The organism is Kitasatospora sp. SolWspMP-SS2h (genome assembly GCF_003259315.1).
In the GTDB taxonomy this organism is placed as follows: domain Bacteria; phylum Actinomycetota; class Actinomycetes; order Streptomycetales; family Streptomycetaceae; genus Kitasatospora; species Kitasatospora fiedleri.
In genome coordinates, this window is the sequence record NZ_QLLT01000022.1 from 117,617 (window position 1) to 131,403 (window position 13,787).

Sequence of the window (13,787 nt, forward strand, 5' to 3'; positions counted from 1 at the left end):
ACGGTCACCACGCCCGCGCGGGGGCTCAGCGCCCGGCGGCCTCGACCATCCGGACGAAGTACTCGTGGACGCGGTGGTCGCCGGTCAGCTCCGGGTGGAAGGAGGTGGCCAGCAGGTTGCCCTGGCGGACCGCGACGATCCGGGCGTCCGGGCCGTCCGCGGCCGGCACCTCGGCCAGCACCTCGACGCCCGCGCCGACCGCCTCGACCCAGGGGGCGCGGATGAACACGCCGGTGACCGGGTCGCCGGGCAGGCCCGCGAACGGGATGGCGGTCTCGAAGGACTCGTTCTGCCGGCCGAAGGCGTTGCGGCGAACGGTCATGTCGATGCCGCCGACGGTCTCCTGGTCGTCCCGGCCGTCCAGGATCTTGTCGGCCAGCAGGATCATGCCCGCGCAGGTGCCGTACACCGGCATGCCGGCCGCGACCCGCTCGCGCAGCGGCGCCATCAGGCCGAACAGCACCGCCAGCTTGGAGATGGTGGTGGACTCGCCGCCGGGCATCACCAGCGCGTCCACCTCGGCCAGCTCCTCCGGGCGGCGCACCGGCCGGGCCAGCGCGTCGGCGGCGGCCAGCGCGACCAGGTGCTCGCGGACGTCGCCCTGCAGGGCCAGGACGCCGATGGTGGGGGTGCTCACGGTCTCACTACCTCTTCGTTCTCGAACCGATGATCCGGGACGCCCCGCGCGTCCGGCCCGCCGCCCCGGTGGCGGCGGGCCGGACGCGCGGGGCGTGCGTCGGCCGACTACCAGCCGCGGTTGGCGTAGCGCTCGGTCTCCGGCAGGGTGTCGCAGTTGATGCCGACCATGGCCTCGCCCAGGTTGCGGGAGGCGTCCGCGATGATCTTCGGGTCGTCGAAGAAGGTGGTGGCCTTCACGATGGCGGCGGCGCGCTTGGCCGGGTCGCCCGACTTGAAGATGCCGGAGCCGACGAAGACGCCTTCGGCGCCGAGCTGGCGCATCAGCGCGGCGTCGGCCGGGGTGGCCACGCCGCCGGCCGAGAACAGCACGACCGGGAGCTTGCCGAGCTCGGCGACCTCGCGGACCAGCTCGTACGGGGCGCGCAGCTCCTTGGCCGCGGCGTACAGCTCGTTGTTGTCGAAGCCGCGCAGCTTGGCGATCTCGTTCTTGATCTGGCGCAGGTGGCGGACGGCCTCCACCACGTTGCCGGTGCCGGCCTCGCCCTTGGAGCGGATCATGGCCGCGCCCTCGGCGATCCGGCGCAGCGCCTCGCCCAGGTTGGTGGCGCCGCAGACGAAGGGGGTGGTGAAGGCCCACTTGTCGGAGTGGTTGACCTCGTCGGCCGGGGTGAGCACCTCGGACTCGTCGATGTAGTCGACGCCGAGCGACTGCAGGACCTGGGCCTCGACGAAGTGGCCGATCCGGGACTTGGCCATCACCGGGATGGAGACCGCCCCGATGATCTCCTCGATCATGTTCGGGTCGGACATCCGGGCCACGCCGCCGTCCTTGCGGATGTCGGCCGGAACGCGCTCCAGCGCCATGACCGCGACCGCACCGGCGTCCTCGGCGATCTTCGCCTGCTCGGCGTTGACCACGTCCATGATCACGCCGCCCTTGAGCTGCTCGGCCATGCCGCGCTTGACCCGGGCGGTGCCGACCTGGGGCTGCTCAGCGGAAGTGGGGGTGGTGGACACGTAAGACCTCACTCAGGGATGAACCGGTGCTATCGGTCTATCGTAGGCCCGGAGACCCCACGACCCATACGCCACATGGTCCAGGGCCGCCCCCGGCATACGACAATCAGGCCAGCGACCCGGTGCGGCAGGAACGCCGCCAGCCTACGCGCCTACGCCGGCGCCCCCTCGGGCGTGAGCGCCACCGGGGGCTCGTCGTCCATCTCGAAGGCCATCGGGAACGGCGCCCGCCCCGCCAGCCGGAAGTAGCGCACCAGCCGGTGCTCGCGCACCGCCCGCGCCGCCCGCACCGCGTCGTTGTGGAAGCGCCGCGCCATCGGCACCCGGCGCACCGCCTCCACCAGGTCGCGCACCGCCTCCTCGCCGCCCGGCGCCTCGCGCACCGCGGCGACCTGCGCCGGCTCGTCCAGCACCGCCCGCAGCGCCAGGCTCAGCTCGCTCTCGGCCACCTCGCGCTGCTCGTCCTCGGCCTGCCGGGCCGCGTGCGCGGCCTCCAGCAGCAGGATCGACGCGGCCGGGTCGAGCAGCGAGGAGGTGGCCAGCTCCACCGCCACCGAGGAGCGGCGCAGCAGCTGGGCGTCCAGCGAGGCCCGGGCGGCGTCGATCCGGGCGTGCAGCCGGTCGAGCCTGCCCGCCGTCCAGCTCAGGTAGAGGGCGGAGAGTGCGACGGCCGCAACGGCCCAGATCCAGGTAGCCACGGGGCGCTACGGTACCGGCTCAGCCCCCGAGGACCGCCGCGCGGTAGCCGTCCGGGTCCAGCTCGCCGACCTGGACGGTGGCCTGCACCGGCCCGGCCTCCGCCCCCAGGTACCCGGGCAGCGCCGCCAGCACGGCCTCGCCCAGCGCCGCCTTGGCCGCGGCGCTGCGGCCCGGGAAGACCTCGAACCCGATCACGACCAGCGCGAAGGTCTCGGCGTCCGCCCCGACCACCGCCTCCTCGGTCCGGCGGAACCGGGTCGTGCAGCCGGTCGGCCGGGCGTCCAGCAGCTTCACCGCCAGCCGGTTCAGGGCCAGGCCGAAGCCCCGCCGGTCGAAGGCGTCGGCGAGCCGGTCGGTGTAGTCGACGGTGATCAGCGGCATGCGGAACTCCCTCTCCGGGCGGGGCGGTTCACCGGCTCGGACGCGGACGCCGGCCGGACGGTTCGACCTCGGCCACCGGGGGCCGCCCGTCGGTGACCGTCTCGTACACCGAGAGCACCTCGGCGCCGACCGTCTCCCAGTCGAAGCGCCGCACGTGCCGGGACGCGGCCTCGCGCAGCGCCAGCAGCCGCTCCGGGCTGCCCAGCAGCCCGACCGCCGCGGCCGCCAGCGCGTCCGCGTCCTCGACCGGGAACAGCTCGCCGGCCGCGCCGCCGTCCAGCACCTGGCGGAACGCGTCCAGGTCGCTGGCCAGCACCGGGGCGCCCGCCGACATCGCCTCGACCAGGATGATGCCGAAGGACTCGCCGCCGGTGTTCGGCGCCACGTACAGGTCGACGCTGCGCAGCAGCCGGGCCTTGTCGCGGTCCGACACCATGCCCAGGAACTCGACCTGCGCCCGTACCTCGGGCGCCAGGCCCGCCACCGCCTCCTCCTCGTCGCCCTTGCCGGCCACCAGCAGCCGCACCCCCGGGCGCTCGGCCAGGATCCGCGGCAGCGCGGCCAGCAGCGTCGGCAGGCCCTTGCGCGGCTCGTTGATCCGGCCGATGAAGCCGATGGTGCCGCCGGGCCCGCCCTCGGCCGCGCCGCCCCGCCACCGCGGCTCCGGCTCGGCGTCCGCGAAGAACCGGACGTCCACGCCGTTCGGGATCACCACCGCGTCGCCGCCCAGGTGCTCCACCAGGGTGCGCCGGGCGTACTCGGAGACCGCGATCCGGCCGGACATCTTCTCCAGGCCGGGCTGCAGGATCGGCGAGGCCGCGATCATCGCCCGCGAGCGCGGGTTGGAGGTGTGGAACGTCCCCACCATCGGACCGGACGCCGCCCAGGCCGCCAGCATCGACAGCGAGGGCGAGTTCGGCTCGTGCACGTGCAGCACGTCGAACCGGCCCTCGCGCAGCCAGCGCCGCACCCGGGCCGCCGACAGGATGCCGAAGCTCAGCCGGGCCACCGACCCGTTGTACGGCACCGCCACCGCCCGCCCCGCGGAGACCACGTACGGCGGCAGCGCCCCGTCGTCCTCCGCCGGGGCCAGCACCGACACCTCGTGCCCGAGCCGGATCAGGTGCTCCGCCAGGTCCCGGATGTGGAACTGCACCCCGCCGGGCACGTCCCAGTCGTACGGGCACACCACGCCGATCCTCACGACCGCACCTGCCGCGGGGCGAGGTCGGCCAGCCACAGCTTCTGCAGCATGTGCCAGTCCACCGCGTGCTCGCGGATCGCCTCCGCCCAGACGTCCGCCATCCGCTGGGTCATCGCGGCGGTCTGCTCCTGCCGCGACCCCTCCCCGGACGGCCGGACCTCCGGGTGCACCTCGGCCCGCAGCAGCGGCCCGTCGTACCAGAGCGACACCGGGAACAGCGCCGCCCCGGTCCGCTGGGCGAGCGCCGCCGGACCGGCCGGCATCCGGGTCGGCTCGCCGAAGAAGTCCACCTGGACGCCCGCCTCGGAGAGGTCCCGGTCGCCCACCAGGCAGACCAGCCTCCCCTCCCGCAGCCGCCGCGCCAGCGTCCCGACCACCGAGACGTCGGAGCCGGTCAGCGCCAGCACCTCCATCCCCAGGCTCTCCCGGTACGCCACGAACCGGTCGAACAGCGACTCCGGCTTCAGCCGCTCGGCGACCGTGGTGAACGGGAACCCGCCCGCGGACGCGATCCACGCGCCCGCCAGGTCCCAGTTCCCCATGTGCGGCAGCGCCAGCACCGCGCCGCGGCCTGCCGCCATCGCCTCGTTCAGCTGCTCCAGGCCCTTGACCGTTATGGCACCGGCGATCCGCTCCCGGCTCCAGGTCGACAGCCGGAACGACTCCCGCCAGTACCGCAGGTAGGAGCGCATCCCGGCCCGGGACAGCTCCCGCAGCCGGGCCGCGTCCGCGTCCGGGTGGACCCGCGACAGGTTGGCCTCCAGCTGCCGCACCCCCTTGCCCCGCCGCCGCCACGCCACGTCGGCGATGGTGTCGAACAGGCCGCGGGCCACCGGCTCGGGCAGGTGCTTCAACCCCGCCCACCCGGCCGCGTAGGCCGCGGCGACCAACCGTTCCCTCACTTGACCCCCTCGGCGGCGGCCGCCGCCTCCAGCTCCGCCGACTCCCGGCGCACCGTCAGCATCCGCTGCGCCACCGTCACCAGACTGCCCGCCGCGACCGCCCACAGGGCGATCGGCAGCAACCACTCGATGTACGGCACCCCGAACTTGTGCAGGCCCGCGAACCCGGCCGCGGTCAGGCTGATCACCAGGCGCTCGGCCCGCTCGACCAGCCCCGAGACGTTCACCGGGAAGCCCAGCGCCTCGCCGCGCGCCTTGGTGTACGACACCACCTGGCCGCTGGCCAGGCAGAAGACCGACACCGCGCACAGCAGGTCGTCGTCCCCGCCCCCGGCGTACCACATCGCCAGACCGCCGAAGATCGCCGCGTCGGCGACCCGGTCCAGCGTCGAGTCCAGGAACGCGCCCCACTTGCTGGAGCGGCCCGCCTGGCGGGCCATGTTGCCGTCCACCAGGTCGGAGAAGATGAACAGCGTGACGGTGATCACGCCCCAGAAGAACTCCCCGCGCGGGAAGAACACCAGCGCGCCGGCCACCGAACCGGCCGTACCGATCAGCGTGACCGCGTCCGGACTGACACCCCACCGCAGCAGCATCGCCGCGAACGGGGTGAGGACACGTGTGAAGAAGGCACGCGCGTACTTGTTGAGCATGGCCTTCCGGTCCGCTCCGCTCCTCGGATTGGCACCCGCGGGCCGCATGCCCCGCCGGGCGGCCGCGCGAATGCACCCGCCCGGCCGGACAATGGTATCCACGCTGATCGAGCGGCAGGAGGCCAGCCATGCCGGACCGGACGGCCCACACCCCCGCACCGCCCGCCGACCGACCCGACCGGCTCCGCAACGTGGCCCTGGTCGGGGCCGGCGGAGCCGGGAAGACCACCCTCGCCGAAGCGCTCGCCCGCACCGCCGGCGTCCTGACCAGGGCCGGAACCGTCCCCGACGGCACCACCGCCGCCGACTGGGAGGACGTCGAGCACCGGCAGCAGCGCTCCGTCCAGCTCGCGCTCCTCCCGCTCCCCTGGCGCGGACTCAAGGTCAACCTGCTGGACGCCCCCGGCTACGCCGACTTCGCCGGCGAGCTCCAGGCCGCCCTGCGCGCCGCCGAGGCCGCCCTGTTCGTGCACTCCGCCGCCGACCCCGACGTCCCCCGCCCGGTCCGCGACCTGTGGCAGCGCTGCGCGGACGCCCGCCTCCCCCGCGCGGTCGTCCTCACCCACCTCGGCACCGCCCGGGTCCGCCTCGACGACGTGCTGCGGATGCTCCAGGAGACCCTCGGCACCCCCGACACCGTCCGCCCGCTGCACCACGTCGACCTGCGCGACGGACACCTGCACGGCGTCACCGACCTGCTCACCGGCCGGGTGTACGGCACCCCCGGGGACGCCCCCGACCTCGCCGCCGAGCGCGCCCGCCTGGTCGAGGCCCTGGCCGGCGAGGACGACACCCTGCTGGCCCGCTACCTCGACGGCGAGGGGCTCGACACCGCCGCCCTCACCGCCGGCCTGCGCCGCGAACTGCTGGCCGGCACCCTGCACCCCGTCCTCGCCACCGCCCCCGACGGCACCGGCTGCGACGCCCTGCTCGACCTGGTCGCCGACGCCTTCCCCTCCCCCGCCGACCGCACCGACGCACTCCCCGCCGCCGACCCGGACGCCCCCGTCACCGCCCAGGTCGTGCACACCGGCGAGGACCCCTACCTCGGCCGCCTCAGCCTGCTCAAGGTCTTCGCCGGCACCCTGCGCCCCGACACCACCGCCCACCTCCCCGACGGCACCGAGGAACACCTCACCGCCCCGCACAGCCCGCTCGGCCGCCAACTGCGCCCCGTCCCGCAGGCCGTCGCCGGCGACCTCGCCACCGTCACCCGGCTCACCGCCGCCCGCACCGGCGACACCCTCACCACCGACCGCCCCGGCCGCACCGTGCTCCCGCCCTGGCCGCTGCCCGAGGCCCTGCTCCCCACCGCCGTCCGGGCCCGCTCCAAGGCCGACGACGACCGGCTCTCCCAGGCCCTCGGCCGGCTCGCCGCCCAGGACCCGGCCCTGCGGGTCGAGCAGAACCCCGACACCGGCCAACTCGTCCTGTGGTGCACCGGCGAGGCCCACCTCGCCGTCACCCTCGACCGCCTCACCGCCCGGCACGGCGTCCACATCGACACCGTCCCCTACGAGGTCGCCCTGCGCGAGACCTTCGCCGCCCCCGCCGACGGCCACGGCCGGCACGTCAAGCAGTCCGGCGGCCACGGCCAGTACGCCGTCTGCGACCTCACCGTCGAACCGCTGCCCGGCGGCGGCTTCGAGTTCGTCGACCGCGTCGTCGGCGGCGCCGTCCCCCGCCACTTCGTGCCCTCGGTCGAGAAGGGCGTGCGCGCCCAGCTCGCCCGCGGCCTGCGCGGCCACCCGGTGACCGACGTCAAGGTCACCCTCACCGACGGCAGGGCGCACTCCGTCGACTCCTCCGACGCCGCCTTCCAGACCGCCGCCGCCCTCGCCCTCAAGGAGGCCGCCGACCACACCGCCGTCGCGGTCCTGGAACCCGTCGACGAGGTGCGCGTCCTGCTCCCCGACGAGTACCAGGGCGCCGTGCTCGCCGACCTCTCCGCCCGGCGCGGACACGTCCTGGGCACCGAGATCGGCGGCGAGGGCCTCAGCCTGGTCCGCGCCGAGGTCCCCGCGCTCGAACTCGCCCGCTACCCGCTCGACCTGCGCTCGCTGTCGCACGGAACCGGCCAGTTCACCCGCGCCTACCGGCGGCACGCCCCGATGCCCGCCCACCTCGCCGCGCGGCACACCGGCGGCTGACCGCGCGGCCGGTCAGGAACGCCGCGGCAGCGCGCACGCCGGAGTGCCGCCCGGCATCCGGTCCCGGTTCCTCGCCACCCAGCGGTAGACCGCGTCCGCCACCGGCCGCACCGGCGCCAGCGCCAGCACCCCGCCGGCCCACGCCCACAGCCCGCCCGACCGCATCAGCAGCCGCGCCACCGCCTGCGCCCCGCCGTGCACCCGGCGGTCCGGCGTCACCCACAGCACCTCCCGCCGCGCCCGCTCCGCCGTCACCTCCCCGCCGGTGAACTCCTCCAGCGCCGCCAGGTCCGCGAACTGGAACGCCACCGCCTCCCACCCCGCCGAGGACAGGCTCTGCCGCGGATAGCGCTCCGCCCACCGCACGCAGCTGGAACAGAACGCGCAGTCGCCGTCGAAAACCAGCACCGGGCCCGGTGCGTACGCACTCGTCATGCCGCGATCCTCCACCCCCGCGGCACCGGCCGACAAACCGGGGGCGTCGAACCCGCTCGCACGGGGCACCATGTCCCCGGAACGGCCGCGCGCGGCCGATATGTGACCCAGGATCAGCCGATGATCCGCACAGCCCCGCCGCCGCACGGTAACCTGCCGCAGATCGATCAGGGGAGAAGGAGCTGCACAGGTGACTCAGCTCGACATGACGCCGGGCGCGCAGGTACCGCGGACGGACGTCGGCAACCAGACCGCGGTCACCCAGGCGTTCTCCTCCGCCGCCTACCGCACCGGCGACGTCAGGGAACTCGAGGCGCTGACCGGCGTCGCGGTCAAGGACGGCAAGTTCGAGCTGTTCCGCCCCAGCGCCGGCGAGGCGTTCAGCCGCGCCCTGATCGACCGCACCCTCGGCGGCGGCCGCAAACCGCTGGTCCCCTCGCACGGCACCGACGTCCGGATGGTCGTCGAACACTGCCTCGCCGCCCAGGACCTCCGCGAGGCCCGGGACCGCAAACTCTCCGGCCTCAGCCTGCTGTTCGGCCTGCTGTTCCTGCCCGGCACCCTGGTCTGGCTGGGCGCCTACCAGGTCCGCGCCTGGCTCGGCGGCAAGAAGTCCGGCGGCCTGGACGGCTTCCTCGGCACCCTGGTCATGCTGCTCGTCTTCGGTCTGACGCTGGTCCTGGCGTTCTGGCCGCCGTTCCACGGCGTCCTCGGCCTCTACTTCCGGATCGTGATGCTCGGCCCGGTCGTCGGCTGGTACCTCGCCAAGCGCACCGTGGTCGACAGCGTCGCCCAGCAGCGCGCCCGCTGGGGCGACCTGGTCGGCGGCAGCCCGGTCGCCGCCATCGTCCCTAAGGCCGTCCCCAAGGACCACCTCGACAAGCAGGCCAACACCCTCAAGGCCGGCCTGGACCGACTCAGCGCCGAGCAGAACACCAACATCCAGCACTACGCCGGGCCCAAGGGCATCCTCGGCATCGGCGCCCGCTGGGCCGAGTGGTCCCTGCGCGAGGACCTCCGCCCCGCCGAGGGCCACCCCGACTTCCGGGTCTTCCACGTCGCCGACCTGACCCGCCGGATCGCCGACCGCCTCTCCGGCCTGAGCAGCAGCGAGGTCCCCAACGGCGGCCTGCCCAAGCCGATGATCAGCCACTGGGTGGTGCTGGACACCGGCGAGGGCGCCGACGAGATCGGCCGCCCCTCCGGCCCCGACATGGACGGCGACCGGATGCGCGACTTCGCCGTCCAGGAGCTCGCCAGCAAGCAGAGCTTCGGCTCCGACACCCGGCACCGGATCGCTGTCCAGTTCGTCCTGCACAAGGGCCAGCTGGTCTCCACCATCGTGATCAACGTGATGGTCCTGGCGCAGAACCTGCAGATCCACGTCACCCCGCACACCCTCGGCCCGATCAACGGCTACTTCACCGGCAAGCCGAAGACCCCCGAGAGGGACGTCTCCAAGACGCTCCGCTTCTGGGAGACCCGCACCGTCCAGCTCCCGGTCGTCAACGACACCGAGGTGGTCCGCCAGGCCGTCCGCGCCCCGTTCCACAAGCACCCCGGCCTGCTGAAGTGGCTCGGCGGCGGCATCTCCTTCCCCGAACCGCTCTGCCTGCGCCAGGCCTGGGCCGACCCGACCTGGAACAGCCGCTACAAGTCCGACGACACCATCTACCTGCCCAGCCCGGTCCTCGGCATCATCCACGCCGCCGTCATCGAGTTCCTCGACGAGCACGACGTCGCCACCGACCGGATCGCCAACCGCTCCAACATGCTGCGCAGCGAGATCCAGGGCGCCCGCCCGTTCCGCGCCGACAAGTACGACGCCGGCTGACCGGTCCGGGACGCGGACAGGGGCGTACGGGAACCCTCCCGCACGCCCCTGTCCGCGTCCCGGACCGGTCAGGCCGGCCACACCTCGGCCAGCACCTTCCGGGTGTCCGCCAGCAGCTGCGGCAGCACCTTCGTGTGCCCCACCACCGGCATGAAGTTGGTGTCCCCGCCCCAGCGCGGCACCACGTGCTGGTGCAGGTGCGCGGCGATCCCCGCCCCCGCGGCCGCCCCCTGGTTCATCCCGATGTTGAACCCGTGCGCCCCCGAGGCCGCCCGCAGCGCCGTCATCGCCTTCTTGGTGAACTCCCCGAGCTCCGCCGTCTCCGGCCCGTCCAGCTCGGTGTAGTCCGCGACGTGCCGGTACGGCACCACCATCAAGTGCCCGCCGTTGTACGGATACAGGTTCAGCACCGCGAACACCGACTCGCCCCGCTGCACGATCAGCCCGTCCTCGTCGCTCAGCTTCGGGATCGAGCAGAACGGACAACCGTCGTCGGGAGCCGGCCCGGTGGGCTTGTTCTCGCCCTGGATGTACGCCATCCGATGGGGTGTCCACAGGCGACGGAAGCCGTCCGGCTCCCCCACGCCCCGCTGCAGTTCCGGCTCACTGGTCATGCCCGCCAGCATAAGCGCCGCGGCCCGCGAACAGAGCGGTGCGGGGCGGACTCCCGGAGGAGACCGCCCCGCACCCGCGTCAGCTCCGCAGCGGTCAGACCTGCACCCGGCTGCGCACCGCCTCGACGATCTCCGCGATCGCCTCGGCCTTCGGCACGCCGTTCTTCTGCTCGCCGCTGCGGTACCGGAACGACACCGCCCCGGCCTCGACGTCGTCGTTGCCCGCGATCAGCATGAACGGGACCTTGGTCTTCTGGGCGTTGCGGATCTTCTTCTGCATCCGGTCGTCCGAGGTGTCCACGTCCACCCGGACCCCGTGCTTCCTCAGCTCCGCCGCGACCTCCTGGAGGTACGGCACGTGCTCGTCGGTGATCGGGATGCCGGTCACCGTGACCGGGGCCAGCCACGGCGGCATCGCGCCCGCATAGTGCTCCAGCAGCACCGCGAAGAACCGCTCGATCGAGCCGAACAGCGCCCGGTGGATCATCACCGGCCGCTGCCGCGAGCCGTCCGCCGAGGTGTACTCCAGCTCGAAGCGCTCCGGGAGGTTGAAGTCGAGCTGGATGGTCGACATCTGCCAGGTCCGCCCGATCGCGTCGCGCGCCTGCACCGAGATCTTCGGGCCGTAGAAGGCCGCGCCGCCCGGGTCCGGCACCAGCGGCAGGCCCTGCTTCTCGGCCACGGCCGCCAGCACGGCGGTGGCCTCCTCCCACGCCTCGTCGCTGCCGACGAACTTCTCCGGGTCCTTGGTGGACAGCTCCAGGTAGAAGTCGTTCAGGCCGTAGTCACGCAGCAGGTCGAGGACGAAGGTGAGGGTGCGGTCCAGCTCCTCGGCCATCTGCTCGCGGGTGCAGTAGATGTGCGCGTCGTCCTGGGTGAAGCCGCGGGCCCGGGTCAGGCCGTGCACCACGCCGGACTTCTCGTACCGGTACACGGTGCCGAACTCGAACAGGCGCAGCGGCAGTTCGCGGTAGGACCGGCCGCGCGCGTCGAAGATCAGGTTGTGCATCGGGCAGTTCATCGGCTTGAGGTAGTAGTCCGTGCCCTCGTCGAGCTGCATGGGGGGGTACATGCCGTCGGCGTACCAGTCGAGGTGGCCGCTGGTCTCGAACAGCTTCCCCTTGGTGGCGTGCGGGGTGTAGACGAACTCGTAGCCCTCCTCCTCGTGCCGCTTGCGCGAGTAGTCCTCCATGGTGCGGCGGATGATGCCGCCCTTGGGGTGGAAGACGGCGAGGCCGGAGCCGATCTGCTCCGGGATGGAGAACAGGTCGAGCTCGCTGCCGAGCTTGCGGTGGTCGCGCTTGGCGGCCTCCTCCAGGAAGTCGAGGTGCGCCTTCAGCTCGTCCTTGGAGGGCCACGCGGTGCCGTAGAGGCGCTGCAGCATGGGGTTCTTCTCGCTGCCGCGCCAGTACGCGGCGGCGGAGCGCATCAGCTTGAACGCCGGGATGTGCCGGGTGCTGGGCAGGTGCGGGCCGCGGCAGAGGTCGCCCCAGCAGACCTCGCCGGTCTTCGGGTCGACGTTGTCGTAGACGGTGAGCTCGCCGGCCCCGACCTCGACGTCCGCGCCCTCGCCGGCGGTCGCGGCCGAGCCCTTGAGGCCGATCAGCTCCAGCTTGTAGGGCTCCCCGGCGAGCTCCTCGCGGGCGGCCTCGTCGGTGACCACCCGGCGGGAGAAGCGCTGCCCCCGCTTGATGATCTCCTGCATCTTCTTCTCGATGGTCTTGAGGTCGTCCGGGTGGAACGGCTTCTCGACGTCGAAGTCGTAGTAGAAGCCGTCCCGGACGGGCGGGCCGATGCCGAGCTTGGCCTCGGGGAAGACCTGCTGGACGGCCTGGGCCATCACGTGGGCGGTGGAGTGCCGCAGGATGTCGAGGCCGTCGGGGCTGGAGATCACGACGGGTTCGACCTCGTCGCCGTCCCGGACGGCGTAGGCGAGGTCCTTGAGCTGGCCGCCGACCCGGGCGGCGATCACGGCGCGGTCGTCGGCGAAGAGCTCGGCGGCCGTCGTGCCCGTGGTCACCACGCGCTCTTCCCGATCGGGTTCGCGGTTGATGATGATCCGGACGTCCGTCACCGGTCTCTCCTGACGTTCTGGCTACCGTGGCGCAGCGGAACCGCTGCACCGTGCATGGTACCGAGCCGGGCCGCGTGCCCGTCGCCACGGCCCGTTCGCGGACGGCGTGGCCATCCGGTCACTTTCCGCGACGATCCGGCCGTCGGGACGGTTGGCCGCGCGTCAAGTGCGGTATCACTCCTGCACGGCGCTGCCGCTGCACCGGTCCTCGGTGGCAGCGGCCGCCGGGCAAGGACCGTGCGGCGTCTGAGGGGGCGTCATGCAGCAGCTCCGTTCCTGGTACCACGGTCCGCTGGCGTCCTTCGACACCGAGACCACGGGTGTGGACGTCGAGCGGGACAGAATCGTTTCGGCCGCCCTGGTGGTGCAGCCCGCACCGGGCCGGGAGGCCGCCGTCCGCACCTGGCTGGCGGACCCGGGGGTGCCGATCCCGGAACCGGCCCGCGCGGTGCACGGCATCTCGGACGAGCAGGTCCGGGCCCACGGCCGGCCGCCGCGGGCGGTCGCGGTGGAGGTGGCGCTGGCCCTGGCCGAGCAGTCCCGGGCGGGCGTGCCGCTGGTGGTGATGAACGCCCCGTACGACCTGACGCTGCTGGACCGGGAGTTGCGCCGGCACGGGGCGGGCTCGCTGCCGGAGGTGCTGGGCGGCGCGGAGCTGCTGGTGCTCGATCCGCGGGTGCTGGACAAGCAGCTCGACCGCTACCGCAAGGGGCGGCGCACGCTGGCCGACCTGTGCGCGCACTACGGCGTCGAGCTGGTGGGCGCGCACGACGCGGCGGCGGACGCGCGGGCCGCGATGGAGCTGGTGCGCGCGGTGGCCGTCCGGCACGCGGCGCACCTGGGCGGGCTGTCGCCGGCCGAGCTGCACCTGCGGCAGGCGGTGTGGCACGCGGCGCAGGCGCGCGGACTGGAGCGCTGGTTCGAGCGCTCGGGCACCCCGGAGCGGGTGGACACGGCCTGGCCGATGCGCCCGGCCCGCTGCCACTGCGGTGCGCGCCTGGAGCCGGGCCACGCCTGCGGGTTGGCGGCCTGACATGCCGTCGGAAGCTGTCGGGCCGGGAAACGCCGCAGGCCCCGACGGTGTGGTCGGGGCCTGCGGTCGGTGCTCGGTGGGCGATACTGGGATCGAACCAGTGACCCCTTCGGTGTGAACGAAGTGCTCTCCCGCTGAGCTAATCGCCCGGG

The 13,787-nt window shown here is 73.6% G+C and carries 13 protein-coding genes and 1 tRNA gene; 3 read left to right on the forward strand and 11 right to left on the reverse strand.

All coding sequences use genetic code 11. From position 1 onward, the window contains the following. Positions 1–25 precede the first annotated feature (25 nt). From pdxT to pgsA, 7 genes are all read right to left on the reverse strand, one after another. Complete coding sequence (gene pdxT, locus K353_RS25600) at positions 26–637, reverse strand: pyridoxal 5'-phosphate synthase glutaminase subunit PdxT (protein ID WP_111555891.1); 612 nt, start codon at positions 635–637, stop codon at positions 26–28. 107 nt (positions 638–744) lie between these two features. Continuing rightward, positions 745–1,656, reverse strand: a complete 912-nt coding sequence (pdxS, locus tag K353_RS25605) for a pyridoxal 5'-phosphate synthase lyase subunit PdxS (protein ID WP_111555892.1) — start codon at positions 1,654–1,656, stop codon at positions 745–747. A 152-nt stretch (positions 1,657–1,808) separates the two neighbouring features. Then, entirely contained in the window at positions 1,809–2,354 is a 546-nt protein-coding gene (locus tag K353_RS25610) for a hypothetical protein (protein ID WP_100835292.1), read from the reverse strand. Between the two features lie 19 nt (positions 2,355–2,373). Further along, positions 2,374–2,736, reverse strand: coding sequence for an isomerase (locus K353_RS34515; RefSeq protein WP_158585485.1), 363 nt, complete (start codon positions 2,734–2,736; stop codon positions 2,374–2,376). Positions 2,737–2,764: 28 nt separating this feature from the next. Continuing rightward, the gene (locus K353_RS25620; protein ID WP_111555893.1) at positions 2,765–3,940 is read right to left on the reverse strand and encodes a glycosyltransferase family 4 protein; all 1,176 of its coding nucleotides are present in this window, start codon (positions 3,938–3,940) and stop codon (positions 2,765–2,767) included. Then, positions 3,937–4,842 carry a phosphatidylinositol mannoside acyltransferase gene (locus K353_RS25625; RefSeq protein WP_233533832.1) on the reverse strand — a complete coding sequence of 302 codons (906 nt, stop codon included), beginning with the start codon at positions 4,840–4,842 and terminating at the stop codon, positions 3,937–3,939. The genes K353_RS25620 and K353_RS25625 overlap by 4 nt, the downstream gene beginning before the upstream one ends. After that, positions 4,839–5,495 (reverse strand): phosphatidylinositol phosphate synthase, encoded by a 657-nt coding sequence (gene pgsA, locus K353_RS25630; protein ID WP_111555895.1) that lies wholly within the window; start codon positions 5,493–5,495, stop codon positions 4,839–4,841. Before pgsA ends, K353_RS25625 begins: the two co-directional genes overlap by 4 nt. 128 nt (positions 5,496–5,623) lie before the next feature. On the opposite strand from pgsA, the gene K353_RS25635 reads away from it, so the two are divergent. Continuing rightward, positions 5,624–7,645 carry an elongation factor G gene (locus K353_RS25635; protein ID WP_111555896.1) on the forward strand — a complete coding sequence of 674 codons (2,022 nt, stop codon included), beginning with the start codon at positions 5,624–5,626 and terminating at the stop codon, positions 7,643–7,645. Positions 7,646–7,657: 12 nt separating this feature from the next. On the opposite strand, the gene K353_RS25640 is transcribed toward K353_RS25635, so the two are convergent. Further along, a complete protein-coding gene (locus K353_RS25640) occupies positions 7,658–8,080 on the reverse strand; it encodes a thiol-disulfide oxidoreductase DCC family protein (protein ID WP_111555897.1) in 423 nt (140 codons plus the stop codon). A gap of 190 nt (positions 8,081–8,270) precedes the next feature. Between K353_RS25640 and K353_RS34520 the strand changes: the two genes are divergently transcribed. After that, positions 8,271–9,914 (forward strand): hypothetical protein, encoded by a 1,644-nt coding sequence (locus K353_RS34520; protein WP_158585486.1) that lies wholly within the window; start codon positions 8,271–8,273, stop codon positions 9,912–9,914. A 68-nt stretch (positions 9,915–9,982) separates the two neighbouring features. Here K353_RS34520 and K353_RS25650 read toward each other — a convergent pair whose 3' ends face one another. Both K353_RS25650 and thrS read right to left on the reverse strand, forming a co-directional pair. Beyond that, positions 9,983–10,540, reverse strand: coding sequence for an HIT domain-containing protein (locus K353_RS25650; RefSeq protein WP_035860128.1), 558 nt, complete (start codon positions 10,538–10,540; stop codon positions 9,983–9,985). An 82-nt stretch (positions 10,541–10,622) separates the two neighbouring features. Then, positions 10,623–12,602: a threonine--tRNA ligase gene (thrS, locus tag K353_RS25655; RefSeq protein ID WP_111555898.1), complete on the reverse strand. Its 1,980-nt coding sequence runs from the start codon at positions 12,600–12,602 to the stop codon at positions 10,623–10,625. 259 nt (positions 12,603–12,861) lie between these two features. On the opposite strand from thrS, the gene K353_RS25660 reads away from it, so the two are divergent. Continuing rightward, positions 12,862–13,635: an exonuclease domain-containing protein gene (locus K353_RS25660; RefSeq protein WP_111555899.1), complete on the forward strand. Its 774-nt coding sequence runs from the start codon at positions 12,862–12,864 to the stop codon at positions 13,633–13,635. A gap of 77 nt (positions 13,636–13,712) precedes the next feature. Here K353_RS25660 and K353_RS25665 read toward each other — a convergent pair. Next, a tRNA-Val gene (locus K353_RS25665) sits at positions 13,713–13,784 on the reverse strand. Positions 13,785–13,787: the final 3 nt, after the last annotated feature.

Excerpts from the sequence above, each read along its gene's own strand:
- pgsA (WP_111555895.1), bottom strand. The coding sequence starts at position 5,495 with ATGCTCAACAAGTACGCGCGTGCCTTCTTCACACGTGTCCTCACCCCG.
- K353_RS34515 (WP_158585485.1), bottom strand. The coding sequence starts at position 2,736 with ATGCCGCTGATCACCGTCGACTACACCGACCGGCTCGCCGACGCCTTC.
- K353_RS25635 (WP_111555896.1), top strand. The coding sequence starts at position 5,624 with ATGCCGGACCGGACGGCCCACACCCCCGCACCGCCCGCCGACCGACCC.
- K353_RS25660 (WP_111555899.1), top strand. The coding sequence starts at position 12,862 with ATGCAGCAGCTCCGTTCCTGGTACCACGGTCCGCTGGCGTCCTTCGAC.
- K353_RS25640 (WP_111555897.1), bottom strand. The coding sequence starts at position 8,080 with ATGACGAGTGCGTACGCACCGGGCCCGGTGCTGGTTTTCGACGGCGAC.
- K353_RS25650 (WP_035860128.1), bottom strand. The coding sequence starts at position 10,540 with ATGCTGGCGGGCATGACCAGTGAGCCGGAACTGCAGCGGGGCGTGGGG.